This is a genomic window from Saccharopolyspora sp. NPDC000359, from assembly GCF_040300525.1.
Lineage (GTDB): Bacteria > Actinomycetota > Actinomycetes > Mycobacteriales > Pseudonocardiaceae > Saccharopolyspora.
The window spans coordinates 40,838-59,547 of sequence record NZ_JBEPDU010000015.1; the positions used below are offsets into that span (position 1 = coordinate 40,838).

15 protein-coding genes and 1 pseudogene are annotated in these 18,710 nt (G+C 71.9%); 3 read left to right on the top strand and 13 right to left on the bottom strand.

Features of this window, described 5'->3' with window-relative positions; translation table 11 throughout:
* Positions 1-101: 101 nt before the first annotated feature.
* From ABT324_RS12330 to ABT324_RS12375, 10 genes and pseudogenes are all read right to left on the bottom strand, one after another.
* Entirely contained in the window at positions 102-689 is a 588-nt protein-coding gene (locus ABT324_RS12330; protein ID WP_351175462.1) for a sarcosine oxidase subunit gamma, read from the bottom strand.
* A complete protein-coding gene (locus ABT324_RS12335) occupies positions 682-3,465 on the bottom strand; it encodes a 2Fe-2S iron-sulfur cluster-binding protein (RefSeq protein ID WP_351175464.1) in 2,784 nt (927 codons plus the stop codon). Before ABT324_RS12335 ends, ABT324_RS12330 begins: the two co-directional genes overlap by 8 nt.
* 92 nt (positions 3,466-3,557) lie before the next feature.
* Positions 3,558-3,824: pseudogene (locus ABT324_RS12340) on the bottom strand (sarcosine oxidase subunit delta); the annotation flags it as partial.
* Positions 3,825-3,839: 15 nt separating this feature from the next.
* Positions 3,840-5,078 carry a sarcosine oxidase subunit beta family protein gene (locus ABT324_RS12345; protein ID WP_351175465.1) on the bottom strand — a complete coding sequence of 413 codons (1,239 nt, stop codon included), beginning with the start codon at positions 5,076-5,078 and terminating at the stop codon, positions 3,840-3,842.
* Positions 5,075-6,364, bottom strand: a complete 1,290-nt coding sequence (gene glyA, locus ABT324_RS12350) for a serine hydroxymethyltransferase (protein ID WP_351175467.1) — start codon at positions 6,362-6,364, stop codon at positions 5,075-5,077. Before glyA ends, ABT324_RS12345 begins: the two co-directional genes overlap by 4 nt.
* A 105-nt stretch (positions 6,365-6,469) precedes the next feature.
* The gene (locus ABT324_RS12355; protein ID WP_351175469.1) at positions 6,470-7,096 is read right to left on the bottom strand and encodes an MBL fold metallo-hydrolase; all 627 of its coding nucleotides are present in this window, start codon (positions 7,094-7,096) and stop codon (positions 6,470-6,472) included.
* Positions 7,093-8,184 carry an S-(hydroxymethyl)mycothiol dehydrogenase gene (locus ABT324_RS12360; RefSeq protein ID WP_351175471.1) on the bottom strand — a complete coding sequence of 364 codons (1,092 nt, stop codon included), beginning with the start codon at positions 8,182-8,184 and terminating at the stop codon, positions 7,093-7,095. Before ABT324_RS12360 ends, ABT324_RS12355 begins: the two co-directional genes overlap by 4 nt.
* Positions 8,185-8,378: 194 nt before the next feature.
* A complete protein-coding gene (locus ABT324_RS12365; protein ID WP_351175473.1) occupies positions 8,379-9,524 on the bottom strand; it encodes an aromatic ring-hydroxylating oxygenase subunit alpha in 1,146 nt (381 codons plus the stop codon).
* A 79-nt stretch (positions 9,525-9,603) separates the two neighbouring features.
* Entirely contained in the window at positions 9,604-10,779 is a 1,176-nt protein-coding gene (locus ABT324_RS12370; protein ID WP_351175612.1) for an NAD(P)/FAD-dependent oxidoreductase, read from the bottom strand.
* A complete protein-coding gene (locus ABT324_RS12375) occupies positions 10,779-11,126 on the bottom strand; it encodes a bifunctional 3-phenylpropionate/cinnamic acid dioxygenase ferredoxin subunit (RefSeq protein ID WP_351175475.1) in 348 nt (115 codons plus the stop codon). The genes ABT324_RS12370 and ABT324_RS12375 overlap by 1 nt, the downstream gene beginning before the upstream one ends.
* A 120-nt stretch (positions 11,127-11,246) precedes the next feature.
* Here ABT324_RS12375 and ABT324_RS12380 point away from each other — a divergent pair, with 120 nt between their 5' ends.
* The 3 genes from ABT324_RS12380 to ABT324_RS12390 all read left to right on the top strand — a co-directional run bounded on the left by ABT324_RS12380 (position 11,247) and on the right by ABT324_RS12390 (position 14,463).
* Positions 11,247-12,038, top strand: coding sequence for an IclR family transcriptional regulator (locus ABT324_RS12380; protein ID WP_351175477.1), 792 nt, complete (start codon positions 11,247-11,249; stop codon positions 12,036-12,038).
* A gap of 132 nt (positions 12,039-12,170) precedes the next feature.
* Positions 12,171-13,589 carry an MFS transporter gene (locus ABT324_RS12385; RefSeq protein WP_351175479.1) on the top strand — a complete coding sequence of 473 codons (1,419 nt, stop codon included), beginning with the start codon at positions 12,171-12,173 and terminating at the stop codon, positions 13,587-13,589.
* A 73-nt stretch (positions 13,590-13,662) separates the two neighbouring features.
* On the top strand, positions 13,663-14,463 hold the full coding sequence (locus tag ABT324_RS12390) for an SAM-dependent methyltransferase (protein ID WP_351175481.1): 801 nt from the start codon (positions 13,663-13,665) through the stop codon (positions 14,461-14,463).
* Positions 14,464-14,620: 157 nt separating this feature from the next.
* Here the strand turns inward: ABT324_RS12390 and ABT324_RS12395 are convergent, their stop codons facing one another.
* Genes ABT324_RS12395 through ABT324_RS12405 form a run of 3 tightly spaced genes read right to left on the bottom strand, consistent with a single transcriptional unit; the run spans position 14,621 to position 18,602 of the window.
* Positions 14,621-16,090, bottom strand: coding sequence for an amidase (locus ABT324_RS12395; RefSeq protein ID WP_351175484.1), 1,470 nt, complete (start codon positions 16,088-16,090; stop codon positions 14,621-14,623).
* Positions 16,087-17,331, bottom strand: coding sequence for a M20 family metallo-hydrolase (locus ABT324_RS12400; RefSeq protein WP_351175486.1), 1,245 nt, complete (start codon positions 17,329-17,331; stop codon positions 16,087-16,089). Before ABT324_RS12400 ends, ABT324_RS12395 begins: the two co-directional genes overlap by 4 nt.
* Entirely contained in the window at positions 17,328-18,602 is a 1,275-nt protein-coding gene (locus ABT324_RS12405; protein ID WP_351175488.1) for an MFS transporter, read from the bottom strand. The genes ABT324_RS12400 and ABT324_RS12405 overlap by 4 nt, the downstream gene beginning before the upstream one ends.
* Positions 18,603-18,710: the final 108 nt, after the last annotated feature.

Consider the following 18,710-nt stretch of genomic DNA (forward strand, 5'->3'; position numbering starts at 1 on the left):
ACGTCTCTCCTAACTGGACGGTCCGCGGTGACCGCTGGGAGGTGCCTGCGGGGAGTCGGGGTGGTCGGCCGCGCCCACGACCGCGGCCGACCGGGGCTGGTTCAGCGGAACTCCTGGGCCGCGTCGAGCAACCAGTCCGCGAGGTGACCGGCGAACGACGGCCGGACCAGCAGCCGGAAGTCGTCGCCGTCGCCGAGGGCGGCGATCAGCACGCCCGCCTGCCCGATGGTGGTCTGCGCGCACGACCCGCGGGGGAACACCGCTGGGCGCAGGTCGATCGAGCAGCCGAAGGAGAGCAGTTCGCGGGCGAGCTCCCCGCTCAACCGGATCGCGGTGCGCTGCGCGGAGACGTCCACGGCCGCGCCGCCGTGCTCGGCCACGACCTTGCCGAGCGCGTCCTCCAGCTCGTGCGGGCGGGAGATCCCGCTGGTCACCAGCCACTCGTCCGGGCCGAGCCAGATGGCCTGGCCCGCAGGGGTGGCGGTCCAGGTGTTGGGCTCGACGGGCAGCGGCGCGCCCAGCGCGCGCTCCACGGCCTCGGCCCCGGGGCCGGTGGGGTCGATCCGCACATCCGCTGCGGCGACTGGTTCCTCGGGCTTGACCACCAGGCCGTCGACCGCCCAGGTCAGCTCGGCCAGCGCCGCGCGCCAGGCCTCCAGCGGGTGCGTCGCGTGCGAAGTTTCAGCCATCGCGGCGTGCTCCTTCCGGGTCCACCAGCACGGTGTCGCCGATCTCGACCTCGACGAGTTCGCCGTCCACCGGCACGTGCACGAGGTCGCCGATGCGGGCGCGGCCGTTCTTCACCAGCGCCAGGGCGAACGGCCGCCCGAGCTCGGCGCTGCGGTAGCTGGACGTGACGTGGCCCAGCATCGGGACCGGGGGCTCGGGCAGGGTGCCGTCGGCGCGGAGCTCCACGACCTGGGAGCCTTCGCGCAGCTTGGTGGTCCCGTCGGTGGGCAGCAGCGACACGAACTGCTTGCGCATCGGGTTCTGGTTCTCCGGCCGGGAGAACGACCGCTTGCCGGTGAAGTCGGCCTTCTTCTTCGACACCACCCAGGTCATGCCCAGGTCGTGCGGGGTGACGGTGCCGTCGGTGTCCTGCCCGATGATCGGGTAGCCCTTCTCCGCGCGCAGGACGTGCATGGTCTCGGTGCCGTAGGGCGTGATGCCGTGGCGCTCCCCCACCGCCAGCAGCCGCTTCCACAGCGCCAGCCCGTGGTGCGCGTTGATGTTGACCTCGTAGGCCAGCTCGCCGGAGAAGGAGATCCGCGCGACGCGCACCGGGATCCCGTCGAGCGCGGTGTCCTTCCAGGACATGAACGGGAAGCCCTCGTTGGACACGTCCAGGTCCGGGAAGACCCGAGCCAGCACCTCCCGCGAGCACGGCCCGACCACCGGGAAGACCGCCCAGTGCTCGGTGACCGAGGTCAGGTGGACGCGCAACCCGGGCCACTCGGTCTGCAGCCACTCCTCCATCCAGTCCAGGACCGCGGCGGCGCCGCCGGTCGTGGTGGTGACCAGGAAGCGGTGCTCGTCGATCCGCAGCACCGTGCCGTCGTCGAGGACCATCCCGTCGTTGCCGCACATGACGCCGTAGCGGACACGGCCGACCTTGAGCGTGCTCATCATGTTCGTGTAGAGCCGGTCGAGGAACTCCGCGGCGTCCGGCCCCTGGACGTCGATCTTGCCCAGCGTGGACCCGTCGAGGATGCCCACCGAGGAGCGCACCGCGGCGCACTCCCGCAGCACGGCGGTCTCCATGTCCTCACCGGGCCGCGGGTAGTAGCGGGGGCGCTTCCACTGCCCGACGTCCTCGAACACCGCTCCGGCCTCGACGTGCCAGGGGTGCACAGCGGTGATCCGCTCGGGATCGAACAGGGCGCCGCGCTCCCGACCGGCCAGCGCGGCGAACGCGACCGGCGTGTAGGGCGGGCGGAACGTGGTGGTGCCCAGTTCCTCGATCGGGCGGCCGAGCAGTTCCGCGGTGATGCCCGAGGCGATCACGCCCGAGGTCTTGCCCTGGTCGTGCGCGGTGCCGATGGTGGTGTAGCGCTTGACGTGCTCGACCGAGCGCATCCCGGCCCCGACGGCGCGGCGGATGTCGGCCACCGTGGCGTCGCGCTGGATGTCGACGAACTGCCGGTCCGGGTCCCCGACGGTGCGCCAGAGCACCTTCGTCGGCGTGCGGGCCGGTTCCGCCTCGACCGCCGGCGCCTCGCCCCCGGCTCCGTCGCGCACCACGTCGGCCAGGTCGAAGATGCCGTTGGCGGCTCCGATCACGGTGACGCCGGGCAGGTTCCCGGCCGGGCGGAAGGCGCCGAGCGAGGAGTCGTAGGTCAGCGCGCCCCTGATGTGGCTGAACAGGTGCGCGGCGGGGTTCCAGCCGCCCGAGACCAGCAGCAGGTCCGCGGAGATCCGCTCCTCCTCCCCGGCGGCGTTGCGCGCGGTCACCGCGCGGACGTGGCCCTCCCCTTCGGTCCCGAAAACCACAGTGGAGGGACGGGCCTGGATTCCCCTTGCTGCTGCCCGATCCCCCCATTCCGCAGGCGGGTTGTCCCGCGCATCGAGGACGGTCACCGCCGCGCCCGCGTCGGCGAGGTCCACGGCCGCGGCGTAGGCGGAGTCGTCGCTGGTGAAGACGACGACCTCGCGGCCCGCGAGCACGCCGTAGCGGTGCAGGTAGTCCCGCGCCGAGGAGGCGAGCATGATGCCTGGGCGGTCGTTGTCGGCGAACACGATGGGCCGCTCGTGCGCGCCGGTCGCGACGACGATCCGCACCGCGCGGATCCGGTGCACCCGCTGGCGGCTGCGGTGCGCGGGCGCGGCGGCACCGAGGTGGTCGGTGCGGCGCTCCAGCGCGAGCACGAACCCGTCGTCGTACTGGCCGAACGCGGTGGTGCGCTGCAGGTGCCGCACCTCCGGGTTGGCCGCCAGCTCGGCCACGACCTCCGCCGCGAACTCCAGCGCTGGCAGGCCGCCGATCCGCTCGGTACCGGTCAGGCTGCCGCCCGGGGTCGGCCGGTCGTCGACCAGCAGGACGCTCTCCCCGGCCCGGGCGGCGCTGCGCGCGGCCAGCAACCCGGCCGGTCCCGCCCCGATCACCAGGGTGTCGACGTGGGTGTGCTTGCGGTCGTAGCGCGCCGGGTCGGGGACCTCGGCCAGCCGCCCCTGGCCGCCGACCCCGCGGGCCACCAGCCCGTCGGTCAGCTCGATGGTGGCGGCCTGCAGCATCGGCTCCGGGAACGGCTCCTCGACCTGCACCAGGCCGGTCGGGTCCTCGACCCACGCCCCACCGATGCCGCGCGGTCGCCCCAGCTTGACGCTGGTGCCGATGTGGTGGACACCGTTGGCCAGCAGGGCCGAGGCCAGCGTGTCCCCGGGGTGCCCGGTGTAGGTGCGGCCGTCGAAGGTGAAGGTCAGCGACCGGCTCCGGTCCACCCGCCCGAACCCGTCAACCCTGTTCATGCCAGTCCCGCCTCTCCGCGGATCGCAGTGGTCGTTGCGCCCGGACCGATCCCGCGTCCCGCGGTGTCCGGTGGCTGGTCCGGCGCCGTCTCGGGGACGGGTTCGCCGACCTCGTAGGTGGCCAGGAACTCGTAGGTGCGGGTGTCGCGGATGGCGTTGAACCAGCGGCGGCAGCCCGCGCTGTGGCTCCAGCGCTCCGGGAACGGTCCCTTGTTGTTGTCGCGGTAGAACACGAACTCGGCCCACTCCTGGTCCGAGAGGTCAGCGGGGTTGTCCGGGTAGGCGACGTCGGCTTGGCCGCCGTAGTGGAACTCGACCTCCTCGCGGGGGCCGCACCACGGGCAGTGGATGAGTTGCATGGCAGTCCTCGCGTTTCAGTGGGCGACGGCGGCGGCACCGTGCTCGTCCACGAGCGCGCCGGTCGTGAAGCGGTCCAGGGCGAACGGGGCGACGTAGGGGTGCGGCTCGCCGTGCGCGATGGTGTGCGCGTAGCACCAGCCGATCCCCGGCGTGGACTTGAAACCGCCGGTGCCCCAACCGGAGTTGACGTAGACGTTGGCGTACGGGGTGTGCCCGACGATCGGGCTCGCGTCCGGGGTGACGTCGACGACCCCGGCCCAGCTGCGCAGCAGGTGCGCCCGGGCGAACACCGGGAACAACTCGACGGCGGCGGCCATCTGCCGTTCGATGATGTGGAACGCCCCGCGCTGGCCGTAGCCGTTGTAGGAGTCCACCCCGGCGCCCATCACCAGTTCGCCCTTGTGCGCCTGCGAGACGTAGACGTGCACGGCGTTGGACATCACGATCGTCGGGTGCACCGGCTCCAGCAGCTCGGAGACCAGCGCCTGCAGCGGGTGCGACTGCAGCGGGGTGCGCACGCCGAGCTTGTCCAGCAGCACCGAGGTGTGCCCGGCCGCGCACAGCGCGACGGTGCCGCAGGCGATGTCACCGCGGGTGGTGCGCACCCGGGTCACCCGGTCGCCGTCGACGTCGAAACCGGTGACCTCGCAGTCCTGGACCAGGTCGATGCCAGCTTCGTCGGCACGGCGGGCGAAGCCCCACGCGACGTAGTCGTGCTTGGCGATCCCGGCCCGGGGCTGGTAGGTGGCGCCCTGCACCGGGTAGCGGATGTCGTCGGAGGTGTTGACGATCGGGCAGACCCGCTTGACCTCGTCCGGGGTCAGCCACTCCGCGTCGATGCCGTTGAGCTTGTTGGCCTCCACCCGGCGGATCGAGTCGCGGACGTCCTGCTCGGTGTGGGCGAGGTTGAGCACGCCGCGCTGGGAGAACAGGATCGGGTACCCGAGGTCGTCCTCCAGCCCCTCCCACAGCTTCAGGGCGTGCTCGTAGATGGCCGCGGACTCGTCCCACAGGTAGTTGGACCGGATCAGCGTGGTGTTGCGGGCCATGTTGCCGCCCGCGAGCCACCCCTTCTCCAGCACCGCGACGTTGGTGATGCCGTGGTTCTTGGCCAGGTAGTGCGCGGTGGCCAGGCCGTGCCCGCCACCACCGACGATGACCACGTCGTAGGTCTTCTTCGGCTCGGGGTTGCGCCACAGGAAGTCGGGGTGCTCGGGCAGGTCCGCACCGGGGGGCGTGGTCGTCGTGCTCATGCCTGCAGCTCCGGGTAGAGGGGACGGCTCTCGGCGAGGTCCGCGACGCGCTCGGCGAGCGCGTCGAGGCCGATCTCCGGGGTTTCTGGGCGCAGCGCCAGCGCGATGATGTCGGCGACCTCGGTGAACTCCTCCTCGTCGAAGCCGCGGGCGGCCAGCGCCGGGGTGCCGATGCGCACCCCGGAGGAGGTCATCGGCGGGCGCGGGTCGAACGGGACGGCGTTGCGGTTGACCGTGATGCCGACCCGGTGCAACCGGTCCTCGGCCTGCTTGCCGTCCATCTCGGAGTTGCGCAGGTCGACCAGCACCAGGTGGACGTCGGTGCCGCCGGAGATCACGCCGACGTTCGGCTCGACCAGCAGCCGGTCGGCGAGGATCCGCGCCCCGGCGAGGGTCCGCGCCTGCCGGTCGCGGAAGGCCTCCTCCCCGGCGAGCTTGAACGCCACCGCCTTGCCCGCGATCACGTGCTCCAGCGGGCCGCCCTGCAAGCCGGGGAAGACGCTGGAGTTGAGCTTCTTCGCCAGGTCGCCCTGGGCGAGCACGACCCCGCCGCGCGGCCCGCCGAGGGTCTTGTGCGTGGTCGAGGTGACCACGTGCGCATGCGGGACCGGTGACGGGTGCAGCCCGGCCGCGACGAGCCCGGCGAAGTGCGCCATGTCGACTACGAGGTAGGCGCCGACCTCGTCGGCGATCCGCCGGAACTCCGCGAAGTCCAGGTGCCGCGGGTAGGCCGACCAGCCCGCGATGATCAGCTTCGGGCGGCGTTCCCGCGCCAACCGCTCGACCTCGGCCATGTCGACGAGGTGGTCGTCCTCGCGCACGTGGTAGGCGACGGCGTCGAAGTACTTGCCGGAGAAGGTCAGGCGCATGCCGTGCGTCAGGTGCCCGCCGTGCGCGAGGTCCAGTCCGAGGAAGGTGTCGCCGGGTTCCAGCAGGGCGGACATGACCGCCGAGTTGGCCTGGGCGCCGGAGTGCGGCTGCACGTTGGCGTAGTCGGCCCCGAACAGCGCCTTGGCCCGGTCGATCGCCAACTGCTCGATCTCGTCGACGTTCTCGCAACCGCCGTAGTAGCGGCGGCCCGGGTAGCCCTCGGCGTACTTGTTGGTCAGCACCGAGCCCTGTGCCTGCATCACGCTCAGCGGCGCGAAGTTCTCGCTCGCGATCATCTCCAGCGTGCCACGCTGCCGGGCGATCTCCCGCCTGAGGGCCGCGTGGACCTCGGGGTCCGCTTCCGCCAGCGGCAGTCCGAGCGCGCTCGGCGCTTGTTGATCAACCGTTACGGACATCCGGCCGACCTCCTGTTGGTCGATTGATATATCAGTTGCGTCCTGCGGGGGCCGTCATGCCTGCGGCCGACGCCCCTGCGGAGAACTACCTCCGACGGCGGGGGTTCAGTGCCCCCGGGCGACCCACTCCGCCAGGTGCGGCGCCTCGGCGCCGATGGTGGTCGAGTCACCGTGTCCGGTGTGGACGGTCGTCTCGCCGGGCAGCGCGAGCAGCGTGCCGCTGATCGAGGCGATGATGGTGTCGAAGCTGGAGTAGGACCGGCCGGTGGCGCCGGGCCCGCCCTGGAACAGGGTGTCCCCGGTGAACACGACCCCCAGGTCGGGCGCGTGCAGGCAGGTCGAGCCCGGCGAGTGCCCTGGCGTCGCCAGGACCCGCAGCCCGGTGCCCGCCACGGTCAGCACCTGCCCGTCCCGCAGCTCCGCATCCGGTCGGTGGTCCGGGTGGGTCAGCCCCCACAGCGGCGCCTCGTCCGGGTTGAGCAGGATGGGCGCCCCGAACCGGCGGGACAGCTCCGGGGCCTGGTTGACGTGGTCGTCGTGGGCGTGGGTGCACACGATCGCCACCACCCGACGATCGGCCACCCGCGCCGCGACCGCGTCGGCGTCGTGCGCCGGGTCGATGAGCACGACCTCGCGTTCGTCCCCGACGACCCAGACGTTGTTGTCGACCTCCCAGGTCCCCCCGTCCAGGGAGAAGGTCCCGGAGGTGACCAGGTGCTCGACCGGGCTCACAGGACCACCACCGAGCGCAGGACGTCACCGCGGTGCATCTTGTCGAAGGCCGCCTCGACCTCGTCCAGGGCGATCTCCTCGGTCACGAACTCCTCCAGCGGCAACCGGCCCTGCAGGTGCAGGTCGACCAGCGCCGGGAAGTCGCGGGAGGGCAGGCAGTCGCCGTACCACGACGACTTCAGCGCGCCGCCGCGGCCGAAGTACTCGATCAGCGGCAGCTCCGGCGCCACCATGTCCGGCGTCGGCACGCCGACCAGCACCAGCGTCCCGGCGAGGTCGCGGGCCTCGAACGCCTGCTTCCACGTCTCCGGTCGCCCCACCGCGTCGATCACCACGTCAGCACCGAACCCGCCGGTGCAACCGCGGATCTCCGCGACGACGTCGGCCTCCCGGGCGTCGACGACGTGGGTGGCGCCGAACTCGCGGGCCTTGTCCAGCTTCCGCGGGTCGCGGTCCACCGCCACGATGGTGCTCGCCCCGGCGAGCAGGGCCCCGGCGATGGCGGCATCACCGACGCCGCCGCAGCCGATCACCGCGACCGAGTCGCCCCGACCGACTCCCCCGGTGTTGATCGCGGCCCCGATCCCGGCCATCACCCCGCAACCCAGCAGCCCCGCCACCTGCGGCTCGACCCGCGGGTCGACCTTGGTGCACTGCCCGGCGTGCACCAGGGTCTTCTCCGCGAACGCGCCGATGCCCAGCGCCGGGCTCAACTCCTGCCCGGTGGAGGCCAAGGTCATCTTCTGTGCCGCGTTGTGGGTGTCGAAGCAGTACTGCGGCTTGCCCTTGCGGCAGGCCCGGCACTGGCCGCAGACCGCGCGCCAGTTGAGCACCACGTAATCGCCGGGCGCGACGTTGCCGACGCCCTCGCCGACCGACTCCACGACCCCGGCGGCCTCGTGCCCCAGCAGGAAGGGGTACTCGTCGTTGATCCCACCCTCCCGGTAGTGCAGGTCGGTGTGGCAGACCCCGCAGGCCTGCACCCGCACCACGGCCTCACCGGGCCCCGGGTCCGGGACCACGATCGTCTCGACGGAGACGGGCTTGCCCTGCGCGGTCGAGACGACTCCGCGGACTTCTTGCGACATGCGGTGTTCTCCTTCGTGCTGCTCGTCGGAGGGAGGCGGAGAGGGAGCGGACCGGGAACCGGACCACTGGGGAGGAACCGCGGATCCGGGGCTGGCACCGGACTGGTACTGCGGTACCCGCAGCTTGGCATATCGGTGGTATATCAGCCCAGGGCGCAGTGGGTGCCGATTCCCGCCCCGGATCCGCGGCCGGTTCAGCCCGAGATCGCGGCGCTCACCCAGTCCCGGAACTCACCGATGTGGTGCTCGCTCGGCACGAGCACGCCACCGGCCGCGTACGCCCGCGAGGACATCGCCGGCTGGCAGCGCTCGCACGCGTCGAAGTCCTGCTGGTTGACCCGGTGGAACAGCTCGACCGAGCGGGACAGGTCCACGCCGCTGTCGATGACCTCCTGGGTGTAGAGCCAGTCGCACTCCACGATGGTGCGATCCACCGCGACCGGGTACATCCGGTGGAAGATCACGTGGTCCGGCACCAGGTTGATGAACACCTGCGGGTTGATGGTGATCGCGTAGTAGCGCCGGTCGTGGTCCTCGTCGACGCCCTCGAGCGTGCCGAACCCGCCCTGGCCGTCGACGGTGAAGCCCTCCACCTCCTCGCCGAACTCCGCGCCGTGGCCCACGAAGTACTGCGCCGCGTAGCCGTCGGCGAACTCCGGCAGCACCTCGGTGAGCTCGGGATGGATGGTCGCGCAGTGGTAGCACTCCATGAAGTTCTCGACGATGAGCTTCCAGTTCGCCTTGACGTCGTAGGTGATCCGCTTGCCGACCACCAGCTCGTCGATCCCCCACCCGTCGATCGCGGTGGGGTCGCCGAGCCGGACGGTGACCGCGCCCTGCACGGAGTCGGCGAAGGACGGCGGTTCGTCGGCCAGGCACACCCACACCGTGCCCAGCCACTCGCGCAGGTGCACGCCGATCAGCCCGTACTCGTCGCGGTCCACGTCCTGCATCGAGTTCAGGTTCGGCGCCGCGACGAGCTTGCCGTCCAGGCCGTAGGTCCACGCGTGGTACGGGCACTGCAGGGAGCGTCGGACCGAGCCGGACTCCTCAACGCACAGGCGAGCGCCGCGGTGCCGGCAAACGTTGAGGAAAGCGCGCAGCGCGCCGTCGCGGCCGCGCACGATCAGCACGCTCTCCCCGCCGACGTCGACGTTGCGGAAGTTGCCCGCCGTCGGCAGGTCGCTGCTGCGGGCCGCGGCGAACCAGTTCCGCTGGAAGATGCGGGACTTCTCGAGCTCGAAGACCGCTTCGTCGGTGTAGTGCGAACCGGGCAAGGTCGGGATCAGGCTGGATGCGGGTTCCGGCTGCTGCTGGCCGTGGACTTCGACGGAACTCACGGGCAGTCCTTTCCTGCGGTGCGGTTGGTGGGAGGTCGGCGCGGGACGGTTGCCCGCGCGAGCGGGGGGGGAGCTGGGGTCAGCGGAGCGCGGGCACGGACCCGGCCAGCTGGCGGCGCCACCGCCCGAACGGGCGGGGGCGGTCGATGGCGAGCACGGCTTCCGGGTTGCCGTCCGGATCGTGGTAGACCGCGACGAAGTCGAGCGCCTCGAGGCTGCCCTCGAGCACCTCGATCCGCGAGTCCGCGGTGCGGTGGCCGGCGAACTGGATCTTGTGGCCGTACTGGTCCGACCAGAAGTAGGGCACCTCGTGGTGCGCTGGTGGCGCGTAGGTCTGGCCGAGCAGCGCCGACGCCGCGGCGACCGGCTGCTGCACGGCGTTGGTCCAATGCTCCAGGCGCCGGGCCGAACCGAGGTAGTTCCGGTGGGAGTTGGCGCAGTCGCCGACGGCGAAGACCCCGGGGACGTTGGTGGCGCCCAGCGCATCGGTGACCACGCCGTCGTCGAGGTCCACGCCCGAGCCCCGCAACCACTCCACGCACGGCTCGGCTCCGATGCCGACCACCACGACGTCGGCGGGGAGTTCGCGGCCGTCGCTCAGGCGCACGGCCGCCACCCGCTCGCCGCCGACGAGCTCGGCAAGCGTGGCACCGGTGTGCAGCCGGACGCCCTTGGTGGCGTGCAAGCTGGCGCACACGGCACCCATCTCCGCGCCGAGCGGCTTCATCAGCGGGACCTGCGCGGCTTCGACGACGTCGACCTCCACGCCCAGACCTGCTGCGGTGGAGGCGATTTCGGACCCGATGAACCCGGCCCCGATCACCACCAGGCGAGCCCCGGCGACCAGCTCGGCGCGCAGCGCCACCGCGTCGTCGAACGTGCGGAGGGTGTGCACACCGCCCGGCAGACCGCCTGGGAGGCTCCGCGCCCGGGCGCCGGTGGCCAGCACCACGCCGTCGGCGGTGATCCGCTCACCGTCGTCGAGGACCACCGCCCGGTCCCCGGTGTCCAGGGCCGTCGCGGTGCGGCCGAGCCGCCACTCCGCTTCCAGCGCGTCGTCCTCCGGCGTGGACAGCTGCAGGTCGTCGACCGAGTAGGTCCCGGCCAGGAACTCCTTGGACAGCGGCGGGCGGTCGTAGGGCGCGTGGGACTCCTCGCCCACCACCACGATCCGCCCCTCGAAGCCCTGGTCGCGCAGGGCGCGGGTGGCGGTCAGACCCGCGAGGGAGGCCCCGACCACGGCGATCGTGCGCATCATCTGACCTCTTCCGCGAGTGCTCCGGCGACATCGGCCCCGACCTCCACCGTCTCGAGCACGTGGACCTGCCCGTCGGTGACCACGACCTGGTGCGTGCGGACCGGTTTCCGGGCGGGCGGCCCGCTGGGCTTGCCGGTGCGCAGGTCGAAACATGCGGCGTGCAAGGGGCACTCGACCGCACAACCTTCGAGCCAGCCGTCCGACAGCGAAGCATCTTGGTGCGTGCAGGTGTCGTCGATCGCGTAGAAGGTGCCCGCCACGTTGAACACCGCGATTGCCACGCTGCCCTGCACGCGTACAGACTCTCCGACCGGGATGTCGGCCACCGCGCCAACTAAGATCATCGTTGCTCCTGTTGCTGATTGCGGAACACGACGTGTGATTCGCAACAGAGCATCCGGCACGCACCGCATCCCGTCAATCGGCAGGAGCGAGATCAGTCACCGCGAATTCGGAGTTGCAGCATGCACAACAACGGCAAGGCCGCAGCCGCCGAGCCCCGGACCCCCACCCAGGCCGTGGACCGGGCGCTGTCGATGCTCGTGCTGCTGGCCCAGCGCGGCCCGTCCAGGGTCACCGAGCTGGCCGGCGAGCTGGGGGTCCACAAGTCCACGGCCTCCCGGCTGATGACCGCGCTGGAGAAGTTCCGGTTCGTCGAGCAGGCCGGGTCCCGCGGGAAGTTCCAGCTCGGGTTCGGCATCGTCCGGCTCGCCGGGGCGACCACCGCGCAGCTGGACATCGCGCGGGAAAGCCACCCGATCTGCGTCCGGCTGGCGTCCGAGCTGCGGGGCACGGTGAGTGTGAGCGTCCTCGAGAGCGGCGGGGCGACCGCCGTGGTGCAGGAGCCGAGCACCGAGCGCAACTGGATCGGCCTCCGCGTCCCGCTGCACGCGACGGCGAGCGGGAAGGTGCTGCTGGCCAGCTTCGGCTTCGAGGAGCTCGAGGAGGTCCTGCGGCAGCCACTGGCGCGGTACACCGACAACACCATCACCACGCGCGGCGCACTGACGGCCGACCTCAACCGGGTGCGCGACCGCGGGTGGGCCACGGCGAGCGGGGAGTTCGAGCGCGAGCTCCGGTCGGTCGCGGTCCCGGTGCGGGGCCCGGGCGGACGGCTGGCCGGGACGCTGAGCGCGGCGGCCGACGCCGAGCACCTCCAGGCGGCCGATTTCCCCTATGTGGCAGGGGTCCTCGCCCGCGCCGCCGAGGAGATCCACGAGCGGCTGCGCCACCTCGCCGGGCCACCGAACCCTTGACCACCCCTGGCGGCCTCGTTAGCGTGAACAGATATATCAGTTGTGCAGATCAGGGGTGATCATGCGCCAGCTCCTCGGACCGGTCCGGTCGCGCACCGGACGGATCGGCGCGGCCGGGTGACCGGGCCGCCCGTGCCCCGCGGCGCAGGTGGCGAGCTGGCCATCGAGGACGCGCAGACGATCCGCCGCGCCACGACGGCGGCGACGCTGGGCAACATCGCGGCCTGGTACGACTTCGGCCTCTACTCCTACCTCGCCGCGATCGCCCTGGACCAGGTGTTCTTCCCCGACGCCGGGGAGTGGGCGGCGGTGCTCACCCTGGGCACCTTCGCCGCCGCGTTCGTGGTGCGCCCGCTCGGCGGGGTGGTCTTCGGACCGCTGGGCGACCGGATCGGCCGCACCCGGGTGCTGGCCGCCACCATCCTGCTGATGTCGATCGCGACCGCACTGCTCGGGGTCGTCCCCAGCTACGGCGCGATCGGCCTCGCAGCCCCGGTGCTCGTGCTGCTGATCCGGCTGCTGCAGGGCTTCGCCGCGGGCGGCGAGTACACCGGGGCGCTGACCCTCATCGCCGAGTACGCGCCGGACCGGCGGCGCGGATTCCTGGGCAGCTGGCTGGAATTCGGCACGCTCGTCGGCTACGCGCTCGGCGCCGGTGCCGCCGCGGTCCTCGTCGCGGTGCTGCCCGAGGGCGACATGCTGGCCTGGGGGTGGCGACTGCCCTTCGTGCTCGCCCTCCCCCTCGGCGTGGTCGGGATCTACCTGCGGCTGCGGCTGGAGGAGACCCCCGCGTTCCGGCAGCTGATGGAGCGCTCCCCGGCGATGGCGAGCATGGCGCTGCGGCGCGTGTTCCAGATCCTGCTGACCCGGTGCCGCTCGGCGGCGCTGATCGCCGGCGGCCTCGTCGTCGCCTGGAACACCACCAACTACGTGCTGACCAACTACGTGCCGACCTACCTGACGCGGACCCTGCCGGGCCACGGCCAGGGCGGCGCCAGCGGCGCGCTGTCCACCTCGCTGCAGGTGCTGGTCATGCTCGCGATGCTGTGCGCGATCACGTTCGTCGGCAGGCTCAGCGACCGGATCGGCCGCAAGCCGATCCTGCTCACCGGCAGCGCCGCGCTGATCGCGCTCGGCCTGCCCGCGGTGCAGCTGCTGCGCGCGGGACTGCCCGGCCAGGTCCTGGGACTGCTGATCATGGGGTTCGCGCTGCTGTGCTTCGCGGCGGTGACCCCGTCGACGCTGCCCGCGCTGTTCCCCACCTTCGTCCGCTACGGCAGCCTGTCCATCATCTTCAACGTGTTCGTCTCGGCGTTCGCGGGCACCGCGCCCACGATCATCGGGATCGCGGTGACCACGACCGGCAACCTCGACTGGCCCGGCTACTACCTCGTCGGAGCCGGGGTGGTCGGGCTGCTGAGCACGCTGCTGATCAAGGAGCCAGCCGGGCGGGCGCTCCAGGGTGCCGCCCCGCTCACCTCCAGCGCCGACCTGCCCGCCCCACCGCTGTCCCCGGACGGCGTCCCGATGGAGTACCCGCACCGGAGCTGATCCCCGAAGACCACCGGACCGCGGCCGTCCGGGAGTTAGGGTGTCGCGGACCCGGTTCCAGGGAGGATCGAGGATGGAGCACGACGACCCGCAGCCGACACCCGAGGTGCCGGTGGACGCCTCCTCGCCGAACGTGGCGCGGATGTACGACTACTACCTCGGCGGGGCGACCAACTTCGCCGCCGACCGGGAGGCCGCCGAGAAGGCGCTGGCGGTCACCCCGGAGATCGGCCGGTTCGCGCGGATGAACCGCTGGTTCCTCGGCCGGGTGGTGCGGTACCTGTGCGGGCAGGGCGTCGACCAGTTCCTCGACCTGGGTTCCGGGGTGCCGACCGTCGGCAACGTCCACGAGATCGCCCAGCAGCAGAACCCGGCCGCCCGGGTCGCCTACGTCGACCACGAACCGGTCGCCGTCGCGCACGCCCGCGCGCTGCTGGCCGACCAGCCACGCGTCAGCGTCACCCAGGCCGACATCCGCAACCCGGGCGAAGTCCTGTCCGCACCAGGGGTTTCCGGGCTGCTGGACTTCTCCCGACCGATGGCGGTGCTGGCGGTGGCCATCCTGCACTTCGTGCCCGAGTCCGACGACCCGGCCCGCATCCTGCGCACCTACCGCGAGGCCTGCGCCCCGGGCAGCTACCTGGCGCTGTCGCACGCGGCCACCATCACGATGACCGACAGCGAGGCGCACCGCGGGCAGACCATCTACCGCAGCACGTCGACGCCGCTGGTCCTGCGCGACCGCGCCGGGATCGCCGCGCTCCTCGACGGCTGCGAGCTGGTCGAACCCGGCCTCACCCCGATCAACCACTGGCCCGAGCCCACCGCCGAAGCCCCGGCCAACGGCTACGGCGCCGTCGGCAAGCTGCTCTGACCAGCCGGAGTTCCCCGGGACCAGCTCCTCGGAGGCGGTCGGCACCTCCAGGGTCACGCGATTCCGGCGGGAACCAAACTTCTGGTTCCCACCGGAATCGCGGTTCGCAGCGAGGTGCGCTGCGGCGGAGGTGACGCGGGGTGTTGGCGGAGCCGGGTCACCGTCGCTCGACCGGTGGGGTGAGCGTCGGCCACGGGAGCTCGGGGGTGAGGGCTTCTGCCGCGGCGGCGACGTGGAACACCCGTTGCTCCTGGTGGGGGTGGCCCACGACCTGGACGCCGATCGGGACCCCGTTCTCCGCCCTGCCGCCGGGGACGGACAGGACCGGGCAGCGGTTGGCGACGTTGAACGGGCTCGTCAGGTGGGACAGCCAGTAGTGGTCGTGGTGCCTGTCGGCGATGTCGATGCCGTCGAGGTAGTCGCCGTCGGCGTCCAGGGCCGTGACCGCGTTGGTCGGGCAGAGCAGGACGTCGATTTCGGCCATCGCCTCGGCCAGTTCCCGCTGCATCGCGGCGTCGAGGGCCAGCGAGTCGAGCAGGGTGGTCCGCTCCGCCGCTCGACGGGCGTCGGCGATGAAGCGCTGGGCGTAGGTGGCGAGGGTGTCCACACCGCCGGATTCCCGCTCCATGGCCGGTGCCAGGATGTGGCCGAAGTGGGCGAGGATGGTGCGCAGCACCTGGTCGCAGGTCCACGGCAGGTCCAGCGGGACGACCACGGCACCGGCCTGCTCCAGGCGGGTCGCCATGTCCACTGTGGCCGCTTCCACTCCGGGGTCGACCGAGAAGTCACCCAGCCGCACCGAAAGCCCGACCCTCGTGCCGCGCAGCGCGGCCACCGGGTCCTCCGGCAACCCGATCGGCACGCCCTGCGGACCCCACGACGTGTGGTCGGTCGGGTGCTGCCCCGACATGACCGAGGCGAGCAGCGCGGTGTCCGCCACGGTGCGGGCCATCGGCCCGTCGCCGCGGTACCAGTCGGCGCTGAGCGGCGGGAGCCCCGGTACCCGGCCGTATGGCGCTTTGTAGCCCACGGTCCCGGTGAACGCCGCGGGCACGCGCGTGGAGCCAGCAATGTCGGACGCCGTGGCCAGCGTCGTCATGCCCGCGGCCAGGGCGGCCCCGGATCCGCCGGAGGAACCGCCCGGCGTCGTCGCCAGGTTCCACGGGTTGCGGGTCACGCCCCACATCGGGCTGTGCGTGACCGTGGCGCAGCTGAACTCCGGTGTGGTCGTCCGGGCGTGGATGATCCCGCCCGCCCGCCGGATGCGCTCCACCACCGGGTGGTCCGCCGCGGCCACCCGCCCGGCGTGGGCGGCCAAGCCCTGCTCGATCCGCTTCCCCGCGAGGTTGTGCTTCTCCTTCGTCGCCACCGGGACCCCGAGCAGCGGAGCCGTGGGCTCGTCGTTCCGAGCCGCGCGCAGGTACGTCGTGGCCGCGCGTTGCGCTTCGGCCCGCGCCTCGTCGAGGAAGGTCTCGGTGAACGCGTTGATGCCGGTCTCCCGGTCGCCGTTGACCCGGTCGGCCTGGTCCGCGACGGCGTCCAGGAGTTCCACCGGGGACAGCTCCAGGCTGCGGAAGGCCCGCAGCGCGGCTACCGCGTCGAGGTGGGCGAGCTCGCCGTGGGTCACTTCGCCGCCTCCTCGTCGAGCCCGCCCTGGAGCAGCTCCCAAGTCGCCTCGGTGAGTGCGTCGACGCCGACGACCATCTGCTCGTCGCTGGTGAACTCGCGCTCGCAGTGGCTGACCCCGTCGATCGAGGGGACGAACAGCATCAGGGCCGGAACGATGCGGTTCATCGCCACCGAGTCGTGCCCGGCCATGGTGTTGATCCGGCGGATACCCACGCCCAGGTCGGCGGCGACCTTCTCGGAGAGCTCCAAGCCCTGCTCCGGGAAGCACTGCACCGGCCGGACGTCGAAGTCGCGGACGTCGATGGTCAGGTCGTGCTCGCGCGCCACCGCCGCGATCCGCTCCAGCAGCAGCGCGCGGGCCTGCTGGACGATCTCCGGTGCGTTGGCCCGGATGTCGGCGACCAGGTGGACGCGGCGGGGCACCACGATCGGCGAGTTCGGTTCCAGGGTCAGGTGCCCGACCGAGGACACGATCGACTCTGGTTCGAACTCGGCGGTCACGTCGTGCACGAGCACCACGACCTTGGACGCGGCGACCAGCGCGTCGCGGCGGTCGGCCATCGCGGTCGCGCCGGTGTGCGACTGCTCCCCCAGCACCTCCACGTCGAGCTTCTGCGTGTACCAGCTGCGGTCCACCGCGCCGAGCGCGATGCCCTCGCGCTCCAGCACCGGACCCTGCTCGATGTGGATCTCGGCGTAGGCGACCGGTGTCGGCCGCTCGTCGGCGCCCCGGTAGCCGATGGAGTCCAGGGCTTCGGCGACGGTGACGCCGCTGAGGTCGGTGACCTGCAGCATCTCCTGCTCGTCCAGCAGCCCGGCGAACACCGAGCTGCCCATGATCGACGGCGCGAACCGGCTGCCCTCCTCGTTGAACCAGTTGACCACCGCGAGGTTGTGCTCCGGCGGATCATCCCGGGCCACCCGTGCGGCGAGCCGGTCGGCCGCGTGCAGGGCGGCGACCACGCCGTAGGCGCCGTCGAACCGGCCGCCGAGCGGCTGGCTGTCCAGGTGCGACCCGACCAGCACGAAGTCCGCGCCCGGCCGCCACTCCACGAGCGCGAACATGTTGCCGATGGAGTCAATCCGCACCGGCCAGCCGCGCGCCGCCGCGAAGGCGGCGAACCAGTCCCGCAGCTCCTTGTCCTCCGGGGTGGCCGCCTGGCGCTCCACGCCGCCAGCAGGCGTGGCGCCGATCGCAGCCACCTGGTGGAAATCGGTCAGGAATGCCTCGGAGCTCACAGGGCAACCTCCCCATCGACGCGCCGCCGGGTCTCCGGGACCCTGGTGGCGACCAGCAGGACGAGAACGATCAACGCGCCACCGGCCATGTACCAGCCGGGAGCCGAGTCCAACCCGGTGCTGCCGACCAGGTAGGTCCCGACGAACGGCGCAGTACCGCCGAACAGCGCGTAGGCGACGTTGTAGCTCACGGCGGCCGAGGTGAACCGCGTCCGCGTCGTGAAGATCTCCACGAAGAAGGCGTAGCACCCGCCCCCGTAGGTGATCAGGCACAGCACGAACAACGACTGCCCGAGCAGCGCCAAGCCGAGCGAGCCGCTCGTGACCAGGCTGAACGACGGCACGGCCAGCACCGCCAGGGCCAGCGAGCCGGCGATCAGCATGGGCTTGCGGCCGACGCGGTCCCCGACCAGGCCACCGACCGGCAGCAGCACCGCGTACAGCAGCATCGCCGCCGCGTTGGCCAGCAGCGACTCCTCCCGGCTCAGGCCGGAATCCTGCAGGTAGGACACGAAGTAGCCGCTGAGGAAGTAGAAGCCCACCGCCGTCAGGCCCATCACGAAGACCACCTGCAGCATGCGCACCTTGTTCTCCCGGAACGCTTCCCGCACCGGTGAGTGCTCCTGGTGCTCCGCCTTCCGGAGCACCTGCTGGAACGCCGGGCTCTCCTCGGTGCGGCTGCGGATCCACAGGCCGATGAACGCCAGCGGCAGGGCCAGCAGGAACGGGATGCGCCAGCCGTAGGACAGGAAGACCTCGGGGCTCAGCACGTGCGAGAGCACGAAGATCAGGGTCCCGCCGACCACGGACGGCAGGGCCGTGGCCGCCAGGGTGATGCCGAGCCATAAGCCACGCCGGTCCAGCGGGGCGTGCTCGAACACGAAGGCCGGGGCGCCCACGGACTCGCCACCCGCGGAGAACCCCTGCGCGAGGCGGCACAGCACCAAAAGCGCGGGAGCTGCGGCGCCGACCGTGGCGTAGGTGGGCAGCAAACCGATCAGCGTGGTCGCCGCGCCGATGGCGAGCAGGGTGGTGTAGAGGACCTTGCGCCGACCGATGCGGTCACCGAGCGCGCCGAAGAACAGGCCCCCGAGCGGGCGGACGAAGAAGGCGACGCCGAAGGTGGCGAACGTGGAGAGCATGCTGGCCAGCTGGCTCTCGCCCGGGAAGAACAACGCGGCGAGGGTGACCGCGGACAGGCCGTAGAGGGTGAAGTCGTAGAACTCGATGAACTGGCCGACGCTCCCACCGGCGAGGACGCGCTTCTGCACGCCCGTCGTCCTGGTGGGTGCCCTGTCCCGGGTGTGCGCGCTCGTCCTCATGGTGGCTGCTCCCAACGGGTGGTGGCGGGTGTGACCATGCTGGGGAGCCGGACGTGA